General features: G+C 48.3%; 15 protein-coding genes and 4 pseudogenes. 10 read left to right on the plus strand and 9 right to left on the minus strand.

The window, feature by feature from the left end; translation table 11 throughout:
* From DOU50_RS23895 to DOU50_RS17520, 7 genes and pseudogenes are all read left to right on the plus strand, one after another.
* Positions 1–110 (plus strand): annotated as a pseudogene (locus DOU50_RS23895) (phage baseplate assembly protein V); the annotation flags it as partial.
* A pseudogene (locus tag DOU50_RS17495) lies at positions 107–304 on the plus strand (baseplate assembly protein); the annotation flags it as partial. The pseudogenes DOU50_RS23895 and DOU50_RS17495, both read left to right, overlap by 4 nt.
* 123 nt (positions 305–427) lie before the next feature.
* Positions 428–613 (plus strand): annotated as a pseudogene (locus DOU50_RS23720) (phage tail protein); the annotation flags it as partial.
* A pseudogene (locus DOU50_RS17505) lies at positions 610–1766 on the plus strand (phage late control D family protein); the annotation flags it as partial. The pseudogenes DOU50_RS23720 and DOU50_RS17505, both read left to right, overlap by 4 nt.
* 88 nt (positions 1767–1854) lie before the next feature.
* Positions 1855–2076, plus strand: a complete 222-nt coding sequence (locus tag DOU50_RS17510) for a DNA-binding transcriptional regulator (RefSeq protein ID WP_069602140.1) — start codon at positions 1855–1857, stop codon at positions 2074–2076.
* Between the two features lie 74 nt (positions 2077–2150).
* Positions 2151–4292 carry a CHAT domain-containing protein gene (locus DOU50_RS17515; protein ID WP_148769830.1) on the plus strand — a complete coding sequence of 714 codons (2142 nt, stop codon included), beginning with the start codon at positions 2151–2153 and terminating at the stop codon, positions 4290–4292.
* Between the two features lie 231 nt (positions 4293–4523).
* Positions 4524–5489, plus strand: a complete 966-nt coding sequence (locus tag DOU50_RS17520) for a bifunctional helix-turn-helix transcriptional regulator/GNAT family N-acetyltransferase (protein ID WP_148769831.1) — start codon at positions 4524–4526, stop codon at positions 5487–5489.
* Positions 5490–5518: 29 nt separating this feature from the next.
* On the opposite strand, the gene DOU50_RS17525 is transcribed toward DOU50_RS17520, so the two are convergent.
* Complete coding sequence (locus DOU50_RS17525; protein ID WP_024907101.1) at positions 5519–5815, minus strand: YciI family protein; 297 nt, start codon at positions 5813–5815, stop codon at positions 5519–5521.
* A 220-nt stretch (positions 5816–6035) separates the two neighbouring features.
* Between DOU50_RS17525 and tonB the strand changes: the two genes are divergently transcribed.
* Entirely contained in the window at positions 6036–6758 is a 723-nt protein-coding gene (tonB, locus tag DOU50_RS17530; protein WP_024907102.1) for a TonB system transport protein TonB, read from the plus strand.
* 39 nt (positions 6759–6797) lie between these two features.
* On the opposite strand, the gene yciA is transcribed toward tonB, so the two are convergent.
* From yciA to DOU50_RS17550, 4 genes are all read right to left on the minus strand, one after another.
* Positions 6798–7193: an acyl-CoA thioester hydrolase YciA gene (gene yciA, locus DOU50_RS17535; protein WP_008502796.1), complete on the minus strand. Its 396-nt coding sequence runs from the start codon at positions 7191–7193 to the stop codon at positions 6798–6800.
* Between the two features lie 104 nt (positions 7194–7297).
* Positions 7298–7837 (minus strand): septation protein A, encoded by a 540-nt coding sequence (locus tag DOU50_RS17540; RefSeq protein WP_032647595.1) that lies wholly within the window; start codon positions 7835–7837, stop codon positions 7298–7300.
* A gap of 56 nt (positions 7838–7893) precedes the next feature.
* Complete coding sequence (locus DOU50_RS17545) at positions 7894–8637, minus strand: YciC family protein (protein WP_148769832.1); 744 nt, start codon at positions 8635–8637, stop codon at positions 7894–7896.
* 25 nt (positions 8638–8662) lie between these two features.
* Positions 8663–9067 carry a YkgJ family cysteine cluster protein gene (locus DOU50_RS17550; protein WP_032645143.1) on the minus strand — a complete coding sequence of 135 codons (405 nt, stop codon included), beginning with the start codon at positions 9065–9067 and terminating at the stop codon, positions 8663–8665.
* A gap of 281 nt (positions 9068–9348) precedes the next feature.
* Between DOU50_RS17550 and ompW the strand changes: the two genes are divergently transcribed.
* Positions 9349–9981 carry an outer membrane protein OmpW gene (ompW, locus tag DOU50_RS17555; RefSeq protein ID WP_024907105.1) on the plus strand — a complete coding sequence of 211 codons (633 nt, stop codon included), beginning with the start codon at positions 9349–9351 and terminating at the stop codon, positions 9979–9981.
* Between the two features lie 46 nt (positions 9982–10027).
* Here ompW and DOU50_RS17560 read toward each other — a convergent pair whose 3' ends face one another.
* From DOU50_RS17560 to yedE, 3 genes are all read right to left on the minus strand, one after another.
* Positions 10028–10366, minus strand: coding sequence for a hypothetical protein (locus DOU50_RS17560; RefSeq protein ID WP_063621876.1), 339 nt, complete (start codon positions 10364–10366; stop codon positions 10028–10030).
* A 126-nt stretch (positions 10367–10492) separates the two neighbouring features.
* Entirely contained in the window at positions 10493–10726 is a 234-nt protein-coding gene (gene yedF, locus DOU50_RS17565) for a sulfurtransferase-like selenium metabolism protein YedF (protein WP_003856774.1), read from the minus strand.
* Positions 10723–11934 (minus strand): selenium metabolism membrane protein YedE/FdhT, encoded by a 1212-nt coding sequence (gene yedE / locus DOU50_RS17570; protein ID WP_090416685.1) that lies wholly within the window; start codon positions 11932–11934, stop codon positions 10723–10725. Before yedE ends, yedF begins: the two co-directional genes overlap by 4 nt.
* A gap of 249 nt (positions 11935–12183) precedes the next feature.
* Between yedE and DOU50_RS17575 the strand changes: the two genes are divergently transcribed.
* The gene (locus DOU50_RS17575; protein ID WP_048990757.1) at positions 12184–12600 is read left to right on the plus strand and encodes a hypothetical protein; all 417 of its coding nucleotides are present in this window, start codon (positions 12184–12186) and stop codon (positions 12598–12600) included.
* A gap of 76 nt (positions 12601–12676) precedes the next feature.
* On the opposite strand, the gene DOU50_RS17580 is transcribed toward DOU50_RS17575, so the two are convergent.
* On the minus strand, positions 12677–13591 hold the full coding sequence (locus tag DOU50_RS17580) for a GNAT family N-acetyltransferase (protein ID WP_148769833.1): 915 nt from the start codon (positions 13589–13591) through the stop codon (positions 12677–12679).
* Between the last annotated feature and the right edge of the window lie 119 nt (positions 13592–13710).

The raw sequence follows: 13710 nt of genomic DNA on the forward strand, positions 1-13710 counted from the left end.
GGCACATCGAGCACACCGGCGGGACACTGAAATCAAACGGCGTGCAGGTGGATAACCACGCACATGGAAACGTTCAGAGCGACGGAAGCTGGACTAAGGGGACGCAATGACGGTGCGTTATCTGGGAATGAACAGCCAGACCGGGCTCAGTATCTCTGAGGTTGAGCTTATCCGCCAAAGCTTGCGCGACATTCTGGTCACGCCGATTGGCTCGCGCGTCATGCGTCGTGAATACGGCTCGCTCCTTTCGCAAATGATTGGCCAGCTGCAGACCCCGGCGCTGCGCCTGCAGATTATGGCCGCGTGATATTCCGCGATCCAGAAGTGGGAGCTGCACGTAAATCTCTCGGCCATCGACAAAGTGAGGGAGCTGCACGTAAATCTCTCGGCCATCGACAAAGTGAGGGAGCTGCACGTAAATCTCTCGGCCATCGACAAAGTGACGCACACGCACACCGAGTTATTCAGCGACGGGGCGGCGAGAAAAATCGAGTTTAGCCTATCCCTTAAACGGGTCGATAAATCGCTGGTGGCCATTTATGGCGACATGAAAACGCAGGCCGACAATCTGGTCACGTCTGCCAGTGACTGGCTGGGAGGGCTGGCAGGATGATTACAGGTATGGATATTCAGGCCGGGGCGAAGATAGCTCCGGCGTTTATGCTCAAGCTGGATAACGAGGATATCACGCAGGATTTCAGTGACCGCCTTATCAGCCTGACCATGACCGACAATCGCGGATTCGAGGCCGACCAGCTCGATATCGAGCTCGATGATACTGACGGCCAGATAGCAATGCCGCCGCGCGGAACATCCCTGACACTGTGGTTAGGCTGGCAGGGTGCAGCGCTGATAAAAAAGGGACGTTCACGGTCGACGAAATCGAGCACAGGGGCGCACCTGATACGCTGACCATCCGGGGGAGAAGCGCCGATCTTCGCGGGACGCTGAACTCGCGCCAGGAACAGTCATGGCATGACACCACGCTCGGGCAAATTGTGGAGACGATTGCGGCACGCAATAAACTGACGGCCAGCGTGGCCGACACGCTGAAAGCCGTCACAGTTCCTCACATTGACCAGTCGCAGGAATCCGACGCGGTATTTCTGTCCCGCCTGGCTGACCGGAACGGGGAGGCGGTCTCGGTAAAAGTGGGGAAACTGTTATTCCTGAAAGCGGGGAGCGGTAAGACGGCCAGCGGGAAGCGCATTCCGCAGATGACGCTTGAGCGGGGTGATGGCAATCGTCATCAGTTTGCCATTGCTGACCGGGAAGCCTATACCGGCGTGTCGGCAAAATGGTTGCACACCAAAGACCCGAAGCCGCAAAAGCAAAAGGTGAAGCTCGCGCGCAAACGGAAAGAGCAGCACCTCCGCGCGCTGCAGCACCCGAAAGCGACCAAAGCCCCGGCAAAGGCCAAAGCCAAAAAAGAGCAGGAAGCGCGCGAGGGTGAGTATATGGCCGGTGAGGCTGACAACGTGCTGGAGCTGACGACCATTTACGCGACAAAGGCGCAGGCCATGCGCGCCGCTCAGGCGAAGTGGGACAAGCTGCAGCGAGGTGTCGCGGAGTTTTCAATCTCGCTGGCGATCGGCCGGGCAGATTTATTTCCTGAAACGCCAATCGCGGTGAAAGGGTTTAAGCGCGTCATAGACGAGCAGGCGTGGATAATCAGCCGGGTGGTGCATAACCTCAACGGGAACGGCTACACGACGGGCTTAGAGCTTGAGGTTAAGGTTTCGGATGTGGAGTATGAAAGCGAAGAGTTAACGCAATGGTATATTTTTAACTATTTGTTATATAAAGATAAATTTAGTAAAATTAACGCATCAGAAATTAAATGAGGTGCTCGACATGTTTCACTGTCCAAAATGCCATTTCGCCGCTCACGCCCGCACAAGTCGCTATTTTACTGACACGACCAAAGAGCGGTATCACCAATGCACAAACATCAACTGCAGTTGCACATTTGTTACGACTGAAACTATCGAGCGATTTATATCATTACCAAACGTGATAGAGCCTGCGCCAGCGCACGCTGATAAAAATGGGCAGCAACAAATGCACTGGGTATAATCGTATTCATTAACAAATATCGTTGTGATTTGGTTATGTACAATTATTAGCTTCGTGTGATTGAGGGTGTTAACATGGAATTACTACAAGGTCAAGGGGATATACTTAAGCTCGTTTTGATGCCAACTACTGGCGAGCAATCAATTCTTCAAGGATTTGATATAGGAGTAATAAATTCCAATGTTAGTGAGATACTAATGTTGGTTGGCAAAGCGCCAAAACATATTAGAGATATATTTGTTTTGGATGATGGTGAGCAAAGAACTAGACTAGAGACTCAAAATCCAATTGTATTAATTTCAAAAGAGAATATATATAATATTCCAGGCTTGTTTGAAACAAATTTTTGTATAATTTTCTGTATTTCAAAAGACTATCATTATGTGAAAGAATTTTCTAAGCAGTTTGTAATACCGCCCATTATTTGTTCCGATAGTAAGTTGGCAGAACTAAAATTCGGTGAGATCAATAGCATTTATTCATACGATAAATTTATTTTTTCAAGGCTTAAACTCATAGAAAGTAAAATCATAAAAAAAAGTGGAGAAAAAAAATTATTAACTAGGTTTAAAAGACGTGGGGCGACGTTTAAACGGTGTGGGTTGAGCTCAACGTTAAATAATACGACATTGCCCAATGAGTTACTTATTGAATCGTTAGGCTTCATGCTTTCTCCTCCAAAGAGAATTAAAGACGGGAGTAGTAAGCGTGAGTTCATAAATTCTATGTTGGATGGTGTCGTCACTTATAAAAACTGTTTAGAAGAATTAGGTAAGGAACCACCGTCAGAAATAATTCTATATGCACCAGGAATGTATTCCTACCTTTATGATACAGATAATGAGATATATGAGTTTATTGAAGAAAACTTAAATATCGATCAAAAGAAATTTTTGATCAGTGGTGTGTTAAGAAATCCAGATTATTCAGGTTTTAGAATTGTCATGGAACATGATGGTGGTAAAAAAAATAACATATCTAGAGATCCTGTGTTTAGGTATTTAATTAAGCTCAGACGCTCTGAGATGCGATTGACCACTACCGCAATAATGTTTTTAAGCATGAATAAAAAAATTCCAGCCATAAGATTGCCAAATGCTATAAATCATCAAAGCAATATCATAAAGAAAATTGAAGATCTAGCACGCCAATACGACATTAAACACCCGGTATTTATAAAGAAAGTTAAGGCTTTTAATACAATTATAAAAAGAATACTTGGAGCAAAGTTAAGAGATCATATATCGAAGAACTATAATGATATTACTTTTGTTACTGATACTCCTTTGGATTGGATAAGAATAGGTCATCTGCCAATTATGTTCAGCCACGAAATATCTAGAGTTAATACAACGCCAGGAAATGTGTTATTACAAAATGCAGCTTCATTTCCACGGGTTTTAATAAAATCATCCGAACTAAAAAAAGTGTTAATTATACGATCTTTTGAACCAGATGACCATATTAAATTCCATTTGGAACATGCTTTGGATTGTTTCATGCCTCACATGCCCGATTTGCAGTATGAAATAGTTGATGTTAGAACCAAAAAGGAATTTATGGAAGCATTAAATCATTATGATGGTTATTTATTAGTGCTTGATTGTCATGGCGATCACGGAGGAGATAAAAGTCATGGCTGGCTAATAATTGGAGAGGAGAGAATTGATACATGGGAGCTGAGAAAAATTGTTAGAGTGCCTCCTATTGTAATTCTTAGCGCTTGCTTAACTTCAGCTCTTAGTGGATCTCATGCTTCTGTGGCAAATGGTTTCTTAATAAGTGGAGCAGTAAGTGTCATAGGAACATTACTTCCTGTTAATTCGGTAGATTCTGCAGCATTTGTTAGCCGTTTAATCTATAGATTTCATCAATTTCCATCGAGCTTACCGACTATGTTTACTCACATGAATTTAAGACTTTTCATCTCATTATTTTTTAGAATGTCTTATGTGACTGATTTGATGAGAGCTTTCGAACTGGAGGGCGTAATACCTCAAAATTCTTGGGAGGAGGATGCAATTGAAATAAATATGCACATAAACATGTTCGACCCTGATTGGTATGGTCAGACTCTTCGCGCCTTAACTAAACTATCGGGACTGGAAGAGTATGAAGTTGTTAATTTAATTAATGAGAAATTCTTCATTACAGAAACTATGTGTTATAGCCAGATAGGATTTCCTGAGGCTGTCACCATAAGTGTAAAAGAATGATTCTTGCCAATCTAAGCAATCATTCTCATTTACTTACCTGAATTCAAAGAGAAATGCCCGCTAGGGGCATTTCATATCGATGTGGTCAGTTTGTGGACGTGACTCGAAATAATTCCTTTTATTTCAGTTTGTTATGAAACGTTAAAAAGCTCCTGCGGGAGCCTTTTTCATTCTTTTTGACAACGCCTCACCATTTAGTTGTATAGTACAACTAAATGGTGAGGACAGAACATGCACAGCGAAACCCCGGTAGTCAGCGTTATTCGACGTTCCTCGCGCCTCATGGTGCGAGAGTTAGGTTTTATGGGTTCTACCCTGGCTTCAACGAGCTACTCACCTTCGGCCGTCCATACCCTGGTCGAAATCGCCTTACGCAAACAGATGACGGCGAGTCAGCTGGTGCAACTGCTGGGCCTGGAAAAGTCCAGCGTCAGCCGGATGCTTGCTCGCCTGATTGCCGCGGGCGAACTCGAGGAAGTTATTTCTACTGAGGACGCGAGAGCAAAGAGCCTCAGGCTGACCGCGAAAGGTCACGAGACGGTCAGCAAAATTAATGCCTTCAGCAACGAGCGCGTGGTCTCAGCAATAAAATGTCTTGCTCCTGCCCAGCAGCAGACCATTTCGGAGGGGCTCACCCTTTATGCCAATGCGCTGCAGGCATGCCGTGAGTCGGGCAACGAGATGCACCCTGACGAGCTTCCGATAGTGCAGGGGTATATCCCCGGCATGATTGGCCGTATAGCGGAAATGCACGGGAGTTATTACGCTCGTGAACATCATTTTGGCCGCTTTTTTGAGGCCAAAGTGGCGACAGGACTCGCAGAATTTAGTGAACGGTTGGATAAGCCGTGCAACCAGATCTGGCTGGCAATGATGAACGGCAGGATAGTGGGGTCAGTGGCGATCGATGGCGAGGATCTGGCACCGGGTGAAGCCCATCTTCGCTGGTTTATTCTTGATGATGGCTGTCGGGGACACGGCGTGGGGAAAAAACTGCTGAATGAAGCGATGCGTTTTTGCGACAGCGCCGGTTTTTCAGCCGTGCACCTCTGGACATTCAATAAGCTGACCGCCGCCCGGCGTCTGTACGAGTCGTTTGGGTTTACGCTGGTAAAAGAGTGGGAAGGCGACCAGTGGGGAAGCCTAATTACAGAGCAGCAGTTTACCCGGTATAAAGACGCACAACCGGCGCTATAAAAAAGGCTCCTTGCGGAGCCGCTTTGGTATCAGAACACTTTCTTATACGGTCGAACCGTCACTTTCGCATATACACCTGCCGCAACATACGGATCTGCGTCAGCCCAGGCCTGAGCGGCTTCCTGGGATTCAAACTCAGCAATAACCGTAGAGCCGGCAAAACCGGCGGCGCCCGGATCGTTACTGTCTACTGCAGGCATAGGGCCGGCGGTCAGTAATCGACCTTCATCCTGAAGCAACTGCAAACGTGCCAGATGCGCAGGGCGCACAGCCTGGCGTTTTTCGAGCGAATCAGCAACATCTTCAGAGTAAATCACGTAAAACACGGCGAAGCTCCTTAACCGGTAAAAGTGTCAGTTACGTTATGTGAAAGGGCAAACGACTGCAATGTAAAATAAAAACAATGTTAATACCCTGATCTGAATGCGCCTTTTTTGGCCTCTCATGCGCTAAAGTTGCGTCAGAACAAAGTGTCTTATTGAATATGATTGCTATTTGCATTTAAAATCAGTGTTCGGTTTTTTAACGTTGATGATTATGACTTCGATGACCCTTGATTTACCTCGCCGCTTTCCCTGGCCGACGCTGCTTTCTGTCGTGATTCACGGTGCCGTTGTGGCGGGTCTGCTGTATACCTCGGTTCATCAGGTTATTGAAATGCCAGCGCCCGCGCAGCCGATTTCGGTGACGATGGTATCGCCAGCGGATCTCGAACCGCCGCAGGTTGCCCCTCCGCCGCCACAGCCGGTGGCTGAACCGGAGCCAGAACCCGAGCCTGTTCCGGCGCCACCGAAGGAAGCCCCGGTGGTGATCCACAAGCCTGAACCGAAGCCAAAACCTAAGCCGAAGCCAAAACCGGTGAAGAAGGTCGAAGAGCGTCCGAAACGCGAGGAACGTCCGGTTGAACCGCGCGCGACCCAGCCGGTAGAAAATGCAGCGCCTTCACGTCCGGTGATGAACAATACGGCAACGACTTCAAAGCCAACGGTTACCGCGCCAGCGGGCCCGCGTGCCGTAAGCCGCAACCAGCCCCAGTACCCGGCGCGAGCTCAGGCCTTACGTATTGAAGGTCGCGTACGGGTGAAATTCGACGTGACCGCGGATGGGCGCGTGGATAACGTGGAAATCTTGTCCGCTCAGCCTTCTAATATGTTTGAGCGCGAAGTGAAATCTGCCATGCGCAGATGGCGCTATGAGCCTGGCAAGCCGGGCAGCGGATTGATTGTTAATATCGTTTTCCGCCTGAACGGCGGGGCGCAGATGGAATAAAAAAAGCCTCCGAAAGGAGGCTTTTTTTTTGCCTGTCGATCAGGCTTGTGGAAGTTGACGAGGTTTACCCTCGCTGTCCACTGCGACATAAATAAACAGCGCTTCAGTGGCCTTATAACGCTGCCCAATCGGCTCAGAAGAGACTTTCTTCACCCAGACTTCGATGTTGATGGAAATGGAGGTATTGCCGCGTTTCACGCAGCGCGCGTAGCAGCAAACCACATCCCCTACCGCAACCGGGCGCAGGAAGGTCATGCCGTCCACCCGCACCGTCACCACGCGCCCGTGGGCGATCTCTTTTGCCAGAATTGCGCCGCCCATATCCATCTGCGACATCAGCCAGCCGCCAAAAATATCGCCATTGGCATTGGTGTCAGCGGGCATTGCCAGTGTGCGTAAAACCAGTTCGCCCTGAGGGGCGTTAGTTGTTGTCATTGTTTTAACTCGTAACGGAAGACTTCAGGCGGGATGCTACTATGATTTCACAGCGGAGAGAATAGACCAGAACACCTGTCGTTGACGTTCTGGTCAGTCAGTAATCAGTGCTTGTCGTCCTGCGGCATGTGGCGATAAATATATACGCCGCTTAACAGCGTGAAGATAAGCGTCAGCGCGGTCAGGCCAAAGACCTTAAAATTGACCCAGATATTCTGCGGCAGCCAGAAAGCAATATAGATGTTAGCGAGACCGCAGAGAATAAAGAAGACCGCCCAGGCGATATTCAGACGGGACCAGACGTGTTGAGGCAGCGTCAGCTCTTTGCCCAGCATGCGCTGGATCAGCGGCTTTTTCATCACCCACTGGCTGATTAACAATGCGCCCGCAAACAGCGCGTAAATGACGGTCACTTTCCACTTAATAAATTCATCATTGTGGAAGAAAAGGGTAAGCCCACCGAAAACGGCGACCAGGACGAAGGTGACCAGCGCCATTTTTTCGACTTTACGATAGCGAACCCAGCTGTAGATCAGTACGACGGCGGTTGCAACGATCAGCGCAGTGGTGGCGGCATAAATATCGTACAGCTTATAAAAAGCAAAAAAGACCACGAGCGGTAAAAAATCAAGAAACTGCTTCATTCTGTGATTCCATCTTCTGAGTGGGGCGGGAGACAGCGATGCCCCCCGCCTCGGGATTACTGACGAATTAACATATACAGGCGGAACAGATAGACCAGCAGTACCGCTGAAATCAGATTGCTCAGCGTATTCGCCACTACCGCGCCAACATTGGGCGTTAATACCGCAAAATTCGGCGCAAACAATAACAGCAGCGTTTTGGCCAGCAGCCAGCCGATCACGGCGGGCGCCACCAGACGCATATTAGCCCATGCCAGTCTGATGCTGCTGCGCATCGCGGTAAAAATCCCCATTTTATCCTGCACGACCATCACCGGCGCAAATGAGAGCACGATAGCCAGTAACACACCCGGCACCACGACCAGCATAATCCCCATCTGCACCAGCAGGGTGGTTAAAAAGATCAGGATAAACAGCTTAGGTAAGACCGGCGCGCTGGCACCAATCGCCCGCAAGGCGCTGACCCGGTGACCCGCCGATACCAGCTGAATCATCAGCAAAACGCCGCCCGCCAGAATTGCATTACCAATCAGGCCTGAGAACGTGGACGCGGCAGAAGCGCGCAGCAGAATTTGCTGCTGCTCAGGCGTCATGTTTTGCACCAGTTCAAACAACCCCACGCTACCCGCAAGGTGGTCGCCCTGGCTGAGGCTGGCAATCTGTTCTTCACTCGGTGAGAAGGCATGGCCCAGCACCACCGTGATAAAGGCACATAGCAACGCGATCAGTAAAAAGATTATGAACTGATTGCGGAAAAAGTTTCCCGTGTCACGGTAGACAGACTTCGCCGTGATAGACATGCACTCTCCTTGAGTATTGCAGGTGTTAATTAGCCGGCAATTGTACACCGGATGCACCTGCTGTGGCAGCATCAAGGCTTGTATGGAAAAGCATATCTTTGTAAAGCGGCGGTAATCCAACGCGCGCGCGGGCGCGGTTACAGGCTTCGTTGACCTGCCCATCTTCCCCCGACATGGCAAATTCCCGGCACGGGCTGGGGCGATCCTCATAGATAGAACACCGGGTAGAGACCCCAGGCTCGCCTTGTAGCGCGACGCAGCGGACCTGCTTTTGGTTTGTGCCGCTCATGCAGCGCAGAAAGGGGGTTAACGGCTCAGTAAGATGAACCGGAACGGCACCGCCGCCATCGCTGGCTTCGGCCCAGTAGAAAGAGACTCGAAAATACGCACAACAGGCTCCGCACGTCATGCACGGGTTAATATCACTCATGGCACACCTGCAAAAGAAGAACGCATCAAATCAACTTGTGAAGCGATAAATTATCCAGCCGCCAGAGGAAGAGCAAGAGGGGGAAAAGGGAAAATTTTGTAACCGTGAAATGCCAAAAATTGACATGGAAACAACTTATTGGTTTTGGATGCGTAACAAAAAATTAATCCAGATCAATGAATGTTAAGTTACTGGTTTTAATGTGATCTGTGGCAGATCACTTATTACCCTTTTGTGAGTATATTCTCACCCGCGATTAAAACCACAACGATGGAGCGGATATGAAAAAATTAGCGGTGGCAGCCCTTGTATTAAGCAGTCTCTCTGGCGGCGCGTATGCGCATGAAGCAGGCGAATTCTTTATTCGTGCCGGTTCGGCTACGGTTCGCCCAACTGAAGGATCGGATAACGTGCTGGGTATGGGCGGTTTTAGCGTCAGTAATAACACCCAGTTAGGTTTAACGTTCACCTATATGGCGACGGATAATGTTGGTGTTGAGCTTCTGGCAGCAACGCCGTTCCGTCATCGCGTGGGTCTCGGGCCGACCGGTGATATCGCCACGGTTCACCATTTACCGCCAACGCTGATGGCGCAATGGTACTTTGGTGACTCAAGCAGCAAGGTGCGCCCTTATATTGGCGCCGGTGTGAACTACACCACCTTCTTTGATGAGAAATTCAACGATACCGGTAAAGAGGCGGGTCTGACGGATCTCAGCCTGAAAGATTCGTGGGGCATGGCGGGACAGGTCGGTCTGGATTACCTGATTAACCGCGACTGGCTGATCAACGCCTCGGTCTGGTACATGGATATTGATACGGACGTACGCTTCAAGGCGGGCGGTCAGCAGCAAAGTATCAATACCCGCCTGGATCCGTGGGTGTTCATGTTCTCTGCGGGTTATCGTTTCTGATCCCCCGTCAAACTGGCCACAGGGTGGCCAGTTAGCTTTGCTCACTTCAAAACGACGGATAAACCGGCCGCTCATCAAGCTTTACGCAATGCCTCAGGATCGTTTCCCCATCATATAAATAGCTGAAAGCGTCGCTCGACAGGGAATGGAAGAGAATATCGCCGTTGGCAAACGGGATAATTTCGGTATCACCCGCACGTTTGTGCCCCGCGCCGGTTTCAAAATGACCGTGCCATCGTTCCTGAGTGTGGTCATAAACGTGAAGAATAACCTCGACGAGTCCTCTTTGCGGACAATTAAGGCGCAGGAAGGTAGAAGAGAAATTCAGGGACAGTGCATGGAAGGGGATCAATAAGGCGAAAACCAGTAAAGCTCGTAAATACATCAAACCGCGAAAACCTCCTTCAAAAGGGAAATGAGATTTTACTTAAGTCGAAAACTGCGTTTTTGCCGTGGATCAAGATGTCTTATAATTCAATACGATAAAGGCCCCTTACGAGGCCCTTAGCGATCATTTTTGAATCAGATAGCGAATGGTGGGTCCATCCTGCTGGATATCCAGCACCGTATAACCGTGGTTTTTCGCATCCAGCGGTATGTTGTTGATGGACTGCGGGCAGTCGCTGACCACCTCCAGAATTTCACCTTTCTTAAGCTGCGGTAGTGCTTCAAGCGTAGCAACCGCCGGATAAGGACAGGGCTCACCGACCATATCCAGACGGTAATCAGGCACGATCTCTTTCATGCGACGTTCTCCTGCGTTTCAGGTTTGACAGTGGCACGGCGGAAGAAGCGTTTCTCCTGTGCGACGACCAGTAAAAAAGCGACCAGCAGCAGGGCGTAGGTGACCAACAGGCCGCCGAGAGGCCCGAAGGTATTCAGCAGGTTGACCTTGTCCCAGCTGGTGGCCAGGACGGGAGACAAGTTATCCCAGTAATACGCCAGGATCGTAGAACCAATCACATTTCCCAGCCCCACCCACCAGTAATGCACCTGGCCTTCGACGGCGCGATACATCCAGCCTGTTTCACACCCGCCAGCCAGCACGATCCCGAAGCCGAACAGCAGGCCGCCAATGACCGCGTTAGGACCGGCCCACATGATTTTTGGTTCGACGCCCAGTTGAACATAGCTGAAGATGCCGATGGCGCTGACCGCCATCCCGGCGATAATCGCCTTCGCCATCATCGTGCGCCCGGTGATCCACATATCGCGAAACGCGGAGGTGAAGCAGATCTGCGCGCGTTCAATGAGCAGACCAAAACCCACACCGAACAGCATCGCCAGACCGAGTTTGGGCTGATTCAGAGCGGTGCAGAGCGCCCATGCGATCATGGCGAAAAAGACCAGCATTCCGAGGCGGAAACGGTGGCGTGCCTGAGAGGGCTTCTGGGTTAACGGAGACGCTGCGCTGACTTTTACCATTTTTACTGGAATGCGAAACAGCGGCAGTAGAGTGAATTTTGCACCAAAGTAAGAGCCAATGGCCGTGGCGACAGCAAAGAACCAGGCGTGAAGCGAAAACTGCGGGATCCCGGTAAAGAAGGCGGCAAGGTTGCACCCCATCGCCAGGCGCGCGCCGAATCCGGCAATTATGCCGCCGATAATCGCCTGTAGAATGCGGATCCGGCTTTTGGGCATACGCAACTTAACGTTGTTTGCCCACAGCGCCGCCGCGAAACAGCCGCCGAACATGCCGATGATCATCATCCCGTCGATGCGGGTGAGCGGCGTACCGTCCAGATGAATGAGTTTAAAGTAGCCCCACTCTTCGGCATGTACGCCAGCGAGTTGCAGCAGTTGGCCACCCCAGCGGGTGAACTCGCCGGTTACGGCCCAGAAGGTACCGGTAATGCCAAAATAATAAGTAGAGAGAATGCCTGCCGCGATAACGGCCGGAACAGGTGACCAGAACTTAACCAGGTAAGTCTGTTTGAAGAATTGCCATGACATGAAGAAGCCTCTGAACTCAGAAGGAATATGTGGAATTAACGGACTGGAATATATAACTTTTTTCCTTACTCTAAAACCTCGCTGATGCCTTTCTCTAAAATACATCCCTTTTTCATGACTTTTATCACTAAACCGAGCGGCTTATTCAGCCTCGCCTGGCTTCAGGAGGCGACAGCACAGGCGTTGAATAAATATTTAAATAGTTAATGTTATGTTAAGGCATGCTAAAGCTCGATGCAGGCGTTTTCAATGGCGAAAACTGATTCTATAACCACTGATGAATTCATGGCCATTCATCAGAAGTTGTACCGAATTTCAAAGACGTGGGGTGATTTATGGTTGACGTTATTTTTTTTACGTACTGAAAGCTGCCGGGTTGTAAACATAAAATACAGTGATATTAACGATGATCTGTTGTATCTTGCGGCAACACCAAAATTTGAGTCGCGGACAGTGAGACTGTGCAAGATACTGCGGCAATTATTTAATAAAAGAAAGCTAGCTAACCCCCTGGATATCTATGTTTTTCAGAGTAAATCAAATCGCGTAAAAGGCGTTGCAAAGCCAGTAACAACGGTGGCGATGAATATAGCCCTTAAAGAGGCCGCAAGAGAAATTGCAAACAAAAATGTCACCATGAAAAGTGCTCAGCAGATAATGGATTAAGAAGTTTGCAAAGATCCGAGTGGCCGTAGTCTTATTTTTTATAAGACGTACAGCTAAGGTACGTCATAAAATTTCATCAAAATACACGTCTCAGAGGAATGATATTACACCACTGTTTTTTATACTCCATTCCGGCGAAGTTTTTTCCCAATGAGAATATGATTTGTTTCTCATCCCGCGCACACAGCTCTCGGGCGCGATTATAATTTTCCCAGAGCAAGACGCTCCCCGCACCAATGTCATTATATTGGGGATCATATCCACCATTGATGTCATCGAAATAAATCCATTCGGGGCATTCAGTTTTGAATATTAAATCAATTGCTATGATTTTTTTATTGAATGCGAGCGCGGAGCCAAAAACCATATGCCTCAGATTTTCAATAGCATCCAGCAGGTTCTCTCTTGGATAGGGTGATATCTTACCGCGCCAGCGAGCATTAAATAAGTTTATGTAACTGTCGCAAATTTCCTCAGCAGAAAGAGTGTTCACATCCAGTATTTCCCCTCCAAGCTTGAGGAAGCGATTCCTTTCGCCATTTCTTTTCTTAATCGTTTTTGGAGAAAATACAGATTTCATATGACATATCTCATCATTCAGCATTTTACTGCTGAATGAATTGATGAACACGTTTTTCTGTAATGGCGAAAGTTTTTTTGTCCTGACGGGAAGGAAAAATTTTGAATGAGGGGCGCTGGGTAATATTATATCCTCAAAAACAAACGGGTGCGATTTTGAATAGAGATTCAGGGATCCACTGATGGAGTAAGTTGATGAGACAATAATACCATCTTTTTTTCTACAGAAAAAACGAATGTCTTTTTTTCGTTTGTTTGCCAGGTAAGTTAGCACATCCGGGTGTGTGCATACACTTCCGCCATAAACAGAATAAGCCTGACGGTAAATACTCAGGTCACACTCTTCCCATCCACAAATTAAACTTCTTAACATTTTGACCAAATATTTTTTTGCAATAACAGATATACGCATACTTTATACATTCTTTGCAGTATGTAAATCGACAAAGAGATATTGTTGACTACTTGTTTAGTGAAGGGATGAATTAAGTATTAGTGTGCTATTTATTGCAACTGATATGAATGCTGGAA

Origin of the sequence: Enterobacter sp. C6, assembly GCF_008122455.1 — a bacterium.
Classification (GTDB): Bacteria; Pseudomonadota; Gammaproteobacteria; order Enterobacterales; family Enterobacteriaceae; genus Enterobacter; species Enterobacter pseudoroggenkampii.

Coding starts and splice junctions, on each gene's coding strand:
- DOU50_RS17510 (WP_069602140.1), top strand. CDS start 1,855: ATGTTTCACTGTCCAAAATGCCATTTCGCCGCTCACGCCCGCACAAGT.
- DOU50_RS17515 (WP_148769830.1), top strand. CDS start 2,151: ATGGAATTACTACAAGGTCAAGGGGATATACTTAAGCTCGTTTTGATG.
- DOU50_RS17520 (WP_148769831.1), top strand. CDS start 4,524: ATGCACAGCGAAACCCCGGTAGTCAGCGTTATTCGACGTTCCTCGCGC.
- tonB (WP_024907102.1), top strand. CDS start 6,036: ATGACCCTTGATTTACCTCGCCGCTTTCCCTGGCCGACGCTGCTTTCT.
- yciA (WP_008502796.1), bottom strand. CDS start 7,193: ATGACAACAACTAACGCCCCTCAGGGCGAACTGGTTTTACGCACACTG.
- DOU50_RS17540 (WP_032647595.1), bottom strand. CDS start 7,837: ATGAAGCAGTTTCTTGATTTTTTACCGCTCGTGGTCTTTTTTGCTTTT.
- DOU50_RS17545 (WP_148769832.1), bottom strand. CDS start 8,637: ATGTCTATCACGGCGAAGTCTGTCTACCGTGACACGGGAAACTTTTTC.
- DOU50_RS17550 (WP_032645143.1), bottom strand. CDS start 9,067: ATGAGTGATATTAACCCGTGCATGACGTGCGGAGCCTGTTGTGCGTAT.
- ompW (WP_024907105.1), top strand. CDS start 9,349: ATGAAAAAATTAGCGGTGGCAGCCCTTGTATTAAGCAGTCTCTCTGGC.
- DOU50_RS17560 (WP_063621876.1), bottom strand. CDS start 10,366: ATGTATTTACGAGCTTTACTGGTTTTCGCCTTATTGATCCCCTTCCAT.
- yedF (WP_003856774.1), bottom strand. CDS start 10,726: ATGAAAGAGATCGTGCCTGATTACCGTCTGGATATGGTCGGTGAGCCC.
- yedE (WP_090416685.1), bottom strand. CDS start 11,934: ATGTCATGGCAATTCTTCAAACAGACTTACCTGGTTAAGTTCTGGTCA.
- DOU50_RS17575 (WP_048990757.1), top strand. CDS start 12,184: ATGGCGAAAACTGATTCTATAACCACTGATGAATTCATGGCCATTCAT.
- DOU50_RS17580 (WP_148769833.1), bottom strand. CDS start 13,591: ATGCGTATATCTGTTATTGCAAAAAAATATTTGGTCAAAATGTTAAGA.